This is a genomic window from Pedobacter gandavensis, assembly GCF_032678465.1.
Taxonomy (GTDB): domain Bacteria; phylum Bacteroidota; class Bacteroidia; order Sphingobacteriales; family Sphingobacteriaceae; genus Pedobacter; species Pedobacter gandavensis_B.
In genome coordinates this window covers 1-6,196 of record NZ_JAVTSK010000020.1, presented here as the reverse complement: position 1 = coordinate 6,196, position 6,196 = coordinate 1, and the positions used below count along the sequence as shown (strand labels likewise).

Annotated in this window: 6 protein-coding genes; 5 read left to right on the top strand and 1 reads right to left on the bottom strand. The window is 33.2% G+C overall.

Annotated features, from left to right (window positions below):
• Positions 1–396: 396 nt before the first annotated feature.
• Complete coding sequence (locus tag R2Q94_RS22055; protein ID WP_316823639.1) at positions 397–570, bottom strand: recombinase family protein; 174 nt, start codon at positions 568–570, stop codon at positions 397–399.
• A gap of 212 nt (positions 571–782) precedes the next feature.
• Between R2Q94_RS22055 and R2Q94_RS22050 the strand changes: the two genes are divergently transcribed.
• The 5 genes from R2Q94_RS22050 to R2Q94_RS22030 all read left to right on the top strand — a co-directional run bounded on the left by R2Q94_RS22050 (position 783) and on the right by R2Q94_RS22030 (position 5,682).
• On the top strand, positions 783–1,532 hold the full coding sequence (locus tag R2Q94_RS22050; RefSeq protein ID WP_316823638.1) for a LytTR family DNA-binding domain-containing protein: 750 nt from the start codon (positions 783–785) through the stop codon (positions 1,530–1,532).
• 11 nt (positions 1,533–1,543) lie between these two features.
• A complete protein-coding gene (locus tag R2Q94_RS22045) occupies positions 1,544–2,539 on the top strand; it encodes a histidine kinase (protein ID WP_316823637.1) in 996 nt (331 codons plus the stop codon).
• A gap of 182 nt (positions 2,540–2,721) precedes the next feature.
• On the top strand, positions 2,722–3,687 hold the full coding sequence (gene bla, locus R2Q94_RS22040) for a class A beta-lactamase, subclass A2 (RefSeq protein WP_316823636.1): 966 nt from the start codon (positions 2,722–2,724) through the stop codon (positions 3,685–3,687).
• Positions 3,688–3,855: 168 nt separating this feature from the next.
• Positions 3,856–4,470: a porin family protein gene (locus R2Q94_RS22035; RefSeq protein ID WP_316823635.1), complete on the top strand. Its 615-nt coding sequence runs from the start codon at positions 3,856–3,858 to the stop codon at positions 4,468–4,470.
• Between the two features lie 102 nt (positions 4,471–4,572).
• On the top strand, positions 4,573–5,682 hold the full coding sequence (locus R2Q94_RS22030) for an alpha/beta hydrolase family protein (protein ID WP_316823634.1): 1,110 nt from the start codon (positions 4,573–4,575) through the stop codon (positions 5,680–5,682).
• The last annotated feature ends 514 nt before the right edge of the window (positions 5,683–6,196 follow it).

The following is a 6,196-nucleotide window of genomic DNA, read 5'->3' as shown; positions in this document are numbered from 1 at the left end:
GAATTATTTGGGGGGAAGGGAATAATTTCTTTCTTTCGTAGTTGAAAAACAATCCCGCTACTATTTTCAATCAAGCAGAACAAGATCTTATCAGTTTAATGTAGCCAGAAGGCATTCTAGAGTATTTCGATTTACCAATGTGACCAAAGATTCTATAGGTCTGAATATCTACCTTGAAGAAAAGGACTTAAGCCCTTCTCCTTACCAGCAGCAGGAATTGGAATCAAAAGGACTTCGGCCCGAAGTGCGTATCTAGGATTTCCTTATTCGTGGTAAAAAAGTGCTTCTAATAATACCCTTTGTGTTGACCTCTTGAGGCTCTACCCCACGTCACACGGCCGGATTTAAGATAGAGTAGAAAATCCCATAAGGCGAGCAAACGGAGAGAAACTGTTTTTATAGCCTTCTTTTGGTAACAACGTTTTCGGCTATCCAATATTTCCTGGACGCGATTAAAGTGCTTTCGGAGATTAATGGTTCATGCGGACCATCTACCAGATAAGCCTTTTCATCTTTAAAATTAGGTATGGTTACTTTACCAGTGTAACGTGGGTTGGAAATAAGACTCAAGAAACCAATTATGATGTAATTAATGTTGTTAATGACTCTGTTAGATTTTTTGAGTGGTCAAATTTTTCCGGAACAGCTTATCACAATATTTGGGAAGCAGGTGGTCTTTAAATTGTTTATTTCCGAATTGAAAAAATATAGATTGAAATGAGTAGAATCATAAAATCCTATAATTGAGGCAACAATCCGTATTTTTGTAACAAATTATAAACATGAAATACCTAATAGTAGAGGATGAACGGTTTGCATACACGGAATTAAAAAGAATGATGGAACGGTTACGTCCCGACTATATATTGGTTGGAAGAACAGAATCTGTAGCGAATACTATTCTATTTCTTAATAATAATCCTGTAGAACTAATATTATTAGATATTCGTTTAGCTGACGGAAATTGCTTTGAAATATTCGAAAAAGTTCAAGTTTCGATACCGATTATATTTACCACTGCTTACGACGATCACGCTATTCAGGCTTTTAAGTACAACAGTATCGATTATCTACTGAAACCAGTTGAAGAAGACGATTTATTAGTTGCTTTGAATAAACTAGACCGCCAACATGTAGAAAAAGAGGCAATCTTTGATTATAAAAAATTAGAACAGATATTATTGGGGAATCACAAGAAAAATCGTTTCCTTGTTCAAATCGGTGATACATATAACTATATCGATGTAAGTGATATAGCTTTTTTCTACAGTGAAGGGAAAATAGTTTTTTTACATACATTTTCCGATAAAAGGAATATTATAGATTATACATTGACCCAAATAGAATCACAATTAGACAGAAAAATGTTTTTTCGGGTTTCCCGCAATTGCGTTGCTAATATTACTTCTATAAAAATGATTGATAAATACTTTAATAGCAGATTGAAACTTGCTTTTCAACCAAATTGTCCACAGGAAGTTTTGGTAAGCCGTGAGCGGGTTTCAGATTTTCTAAAATGGATAGATGGATAGAATTGAAAACGATGAAAACGATAAACAAAAAACATATTATTGCTTTTGTATTCATAGTGGTTATACTATTAATCTTATTTTATTATGTTTTTCAAACATTGACCGGAAAAGAAAGGAATTTAGTGCAATTCATTCTAATAAATCTACTCCCATGTGTATTTATTACAGTTATTAATTTTTTGATTGTCCACACAATCTATAAATACTTTAAAACACGCAATATCTATCTTCACGTTACATTAGATTTGTTGATATCTTCTGTGTTATCAGTTTTAATGGTATTTCTTCTCAACTTTATCTTTAGCGGATTTTCTACATTCAATAGCAATCCTGAAATTCTTAAATCTATCATTTTTATAATTCTTTGGAATAGCATTGTGGTGTTGCTAATTGAAATTTTCTTCTATAGTCAACGGCAAATTGATGCCGAAAAAACAATTGCTATCATTGAAAAAGAGAAAATTCAGTATCAGTACGAAACTTTAAAGGCACAAATAAATCCTCATTTCTTATTCAATAGCCTCAACGTTTTGTCATCGTTGGCTTATGAAGATGCAGAGAAAGCAAATCTATTTTCAAAAAAAATGTCGAGTGTATATCGTTATGTCCTTTTGACAAGTGAACGCCTTACAGTTACCTTAAAAGAAGAACTGGCATTTTTAGATGCCTATGTGTTTTTGGAAAAAATTCGGTTTGGAGATAATTTACAAATATCACTGGTCAACCAAGCTAATTTAAGTAAAGAAGTAATTCCTGTAAGCCTTCAATTACTAGTAGAGAATGCTGTAAAACACAATATCGCCACCCTTAATCAACCATTAACTGTTAAAATCGAAATAACCGGGAATGAGATTACGGTTTCCAACAACCTTCAACCCAGAACTTGTGTTGAAGGCGGCGGTATGGGACTAATAAATTTACAAAAACAATACGCATTATACAATAAAACAATTGATATATTAAAAACAGAAACACAATTTATAGTAAAATTACCCTTTTTGGATTAAATACTGTTTTTGAAGCTTTATGTTTACATCTATTGGTCATTTTTAATTTTATTAGCTGCCGTTCAGCTACTCTTCTATACACTTCATCCCATCAATACTGAACTTCGTCGGAAAGCACTTTGCTGAATTTTTTCTAATAGCGAGTTTTGCAGTGTAATATTCATTCAAAACATAATTTTACAATGAGAAAGCGAATAAAATTATCAACTTTTGCTCTAGCAGTATTCTTTATGGCTTTGGTTTCGGTAAATGCCCAGGAAAAAATATCTATAGGAGGTAAGAATCAAGCTAATTCAATATTATTTAAAATTGAGAAGTTACGCCAAAACATTGAAACCATACTAAAAAACAGAAATGCCGTTGTCGGTGTAGCGATTAGTGGAATGGACGCAAGCGATACGTTAAGTATCCATGGTTCTGGACGTTTCCCAATGCAGAGTGTTTTTAAATTTCCGATTGCACTAACGATGTTATCAGAAATTGACAAGGAGAATTTTTCATTTGATCAAAAAGTAGCTATTCATAAAAATGAACTTTTACCAGATCTTTGGAGTCCAATAAGAGAAGAATATTCGGAAGGCGCAACTTTAACCATTGCTGAAATTTTGAGGTACACCGTGATGGTTAGTGATAATGTAGGATGTGACGTTTTATTAAGATTGCTTGGAAAACCTGAATTAGTAGAAGACTATTTTCACAAGAAAGGTTTTAGCGAATTTGCAGTTAAAATTAATGAGGAGGTCATGCAAAATAATTGGGATCTGCAATTCTTAAATTGGACAACACCAACAGAAGCAAACAAGATCCTTCGTGCATTCTATGAAAACAAAGGAAATCAACTTTCCCAAAGAAGTTATGATTTTGTTTGGAATGTGATGAAAGAAACGGAGACAGGGAAAGATCGCCTAAAAGGTCAATTGCCCAAAGGTACTGTTGTTGCTCATAAGACAGGTTGGTCTGGTGTTAACAAAGAAACTGGAATTTCTGCTGCTATAAATGATATTGGAATTGTTTTTCTCCCTAACGGAAGTCACTTTTACATCAGCATTTTCATTACCGATTCAAAAGAAGATACTGGGACTAATGAAAAAATAATTGCGGATATTACAAAATTAGCTTGGGATTATTTCATTAACAATGGAAAATAGAATATGCTAAATATAATAATCAATATTTGTTCTATTAGATGTTTTTCATCTGCCTGCAATGTTACTTCATCCTATCCATACTGAACTTCATCGAAAAGCACTTTGACTGAATATATCTAATAGTGACTTTTGGCAGTATATTATTAAACAAATCAAAACTTTTTTACAATGAGAAAGCGAATAAAATTATCAACTTTTGCTCTAGCAGTATTCTTTATGGCTTCGGTTTCGGTAAATGCCCAGGAAAAAGTATCTATAGGGCTTAAAACTGAAGTTAATTCAACATTCTATAAGTATGATGCTGAAAGTATCTATTCCAACAGCTCTCAATATCCTGGTGGTTCTGCTGGTGTATTTTTTAAATATGATTTTAATAAATGGTTTGCCCTTCAAACTGATGTGATGCTTCATTATCGAAATTCAGAGATAGAAAACAAGCTCAACAATGAAAAATTTAAGTTGGAATCTTATGACTTAGAATTACCTGTTTATGCTGTCTTTCAAACCAAAGTCGGTACAGGTAAAATATTTGCAGGCCTAGGACCATACATAGGTTACGGAATAAGTGCCAAAACAGCAGGTGTAAATATGTATGATAAGGATGCAACAGGAAAAGCCCCTATGAAAAGACTCCATTATGGAGCTGGTACTATACTTGGTTATGATTTTGGTTATTTTCAAATCAACGCTTCTTATACATCTCAAAATGGTATAGGGGCAATGAGAGCATCTTCTTCTCTAAGACGTGAGTCATTTGGTTTAGGCATTGGGCTTAGTCTTTAAATCTTATTAGGACGCTACCGATTTCTTTAAGAAATCGGTATTTTTAATTTCAATTGTTGGTCAATTTTATAGAACCAACAATTATAAATAATACTTATCATTATGAAAAAGGTAATTTTTATACTAATCGTCAACCTAATTTCGAACTTCTCGATTTTTGCACAGGAAATTAAACCAAAGAGATCCCAAGAGCCTCAAAAACCTTATCCCTATTACTCAGAGGATGTTATCTTTGAAAATAAACAAGCGGGAATCAATCTCGCAGGGACTTTAACACTCCCTCAAAAGGATGGTGTTTTCCCAACTGTTATTCTGATAAGTGGTAGTGGTCCTCAAAACAGGGATGAGGAATTGGCAGGACACAAACCTTTTCTTGTCATATCGGACTATCTTACAAAAAACGGAATTGCTGTATTGCGTTTTGATGACCGTGGAACAGCTTTATCTGAAGGTGACTTCAACAAAGCTACATCTGTAGATTTGGCGACTGATGTTGAAAGTGCCATTGCTTATCTAAAAACCAGAAAAGAAATCAATTCTCAAAAAATAGGATTAATAGGTCATAGTGAAGGTGGTTTGATTGCTCCTATGGTAGCTGCCGATTCAAAAGACGTTGCATTTATTATTATGCTAGCAGGTCCGGGTATTCCGGGAGATAAAATCCTTTTAATACAACAACGAAGGATCGCCCAGGTGTCGGGAACTAGTCGAAATGAAATAAAGGAAACAGAGAGAATGAATAGAAAAATCTTTGACCTCATAAAAACAAATACGGATACTTCGAGTTTAAAGGCAGATTTAAGAGCAAATTTGGAATTGTTTTTAAGTCAAAATCCAACTTTCAAAATAACTGATGGTATGACCAAAGAGGAGTTTATCGACTTACAAATCAAAACCTATGATACACCATGGATGCGGTATTTTATAAAATATGATCCTGTGCCCACATTAGAAAAAGTAAAAATCCCTGTTTTAGTTCTAAATGGGGGAAAAGATTTGCAAATCACACCAAAAGAGAATTTAAGAGCTATAAAAAAAGCCTTTCGAAAAGCCAAAAATAAAAATGTGACAATTAAAAAATTGCCCGATTTAAACCATTTATTTCAGAAGTCCGATACAGGTTTACCGAACGAATATCCACTTATTGAGCAAACTTATTCACCTGTTATGCTGGAAGAGGTGTTGAATTGGTTAAAATTACAGATCAAGTAAGTTAAAAAGTAGTTTTTAATACATTTCTTGAATGGTCAAATTTTCCCGAAACATCTTGTCACAGTATTTCGGGATTAGGCGGTCAATGAACATGGAATTTCCATCCATTGACTCAGCTCCTGTTATTAATAAGCGTTTTATGTAAATTTGAGGTAGTTTTAAGATCAATATTTAATGGACAAAAGAAATCAAACATTTGATCAGGCTGAATTGGAACTTTTAAAAATGATTTTCTAGTTTTATCATTCCTAAAATCATCTCAATTTAGATGTAATTCAAAATTTAACAGATCAATCAGATTTATATTTCATGAATTATTTTCTGTCAAAACATACGTTCACGGGCTTTTTTTAGTCTTTTTCTCTTTTTTGATTCCGCCTGTATTTTAGCTTAAAATCCCTACTTATGGATTCTTGATTAAACACCTCTTCAAGTCCAGCTATTTTCTTCAAATCATCATAAAACTTTTTTGAATTCAGTATACCTACGCGTACGCTAAAAAGCCTTAGAGAAA

What these genes read in the sequence shown, in the direction of transcription:
- R2Q94_RS22045 (WP_316823637.1), top strand. Translation starts at nt 1,544, where the DNA reads ATGAAAACGATAAACAAAAAACATATTATTGCTTTTGTATTCATAGTG.
- R2Q94_RS22030 (WP_316823634.1), top strand. Translation starts at nt 4,573, where the DNA reads ATGAAAAAGGTAATTTTTATACTAATCGTCAACCTAATTTCGAACTTC.
- bla (WP_316823636.1), top strand. Translation starts at nt 2,722, where the DNA reads ATGAGAAAGCGAATAAAATTATCAACTTTTGCTCTAGCAGTATTCTTT.
- R2Q94_RS22050 (WP_316823638.1), top strand. Translation starts at nt 783, where the DNA reads ATGAAATACCTAATAGTAGAGGATGAACGGTTTGCATACACGGAATTA.
- R2Q94_RS22035 (WP_316823635.1), top strand. Translation starts at nt 3,856, where the DNA reads ATGAGAAAGCGAATAAAATTATCAACTTTTGCTCTAGCAGTATTCTTT.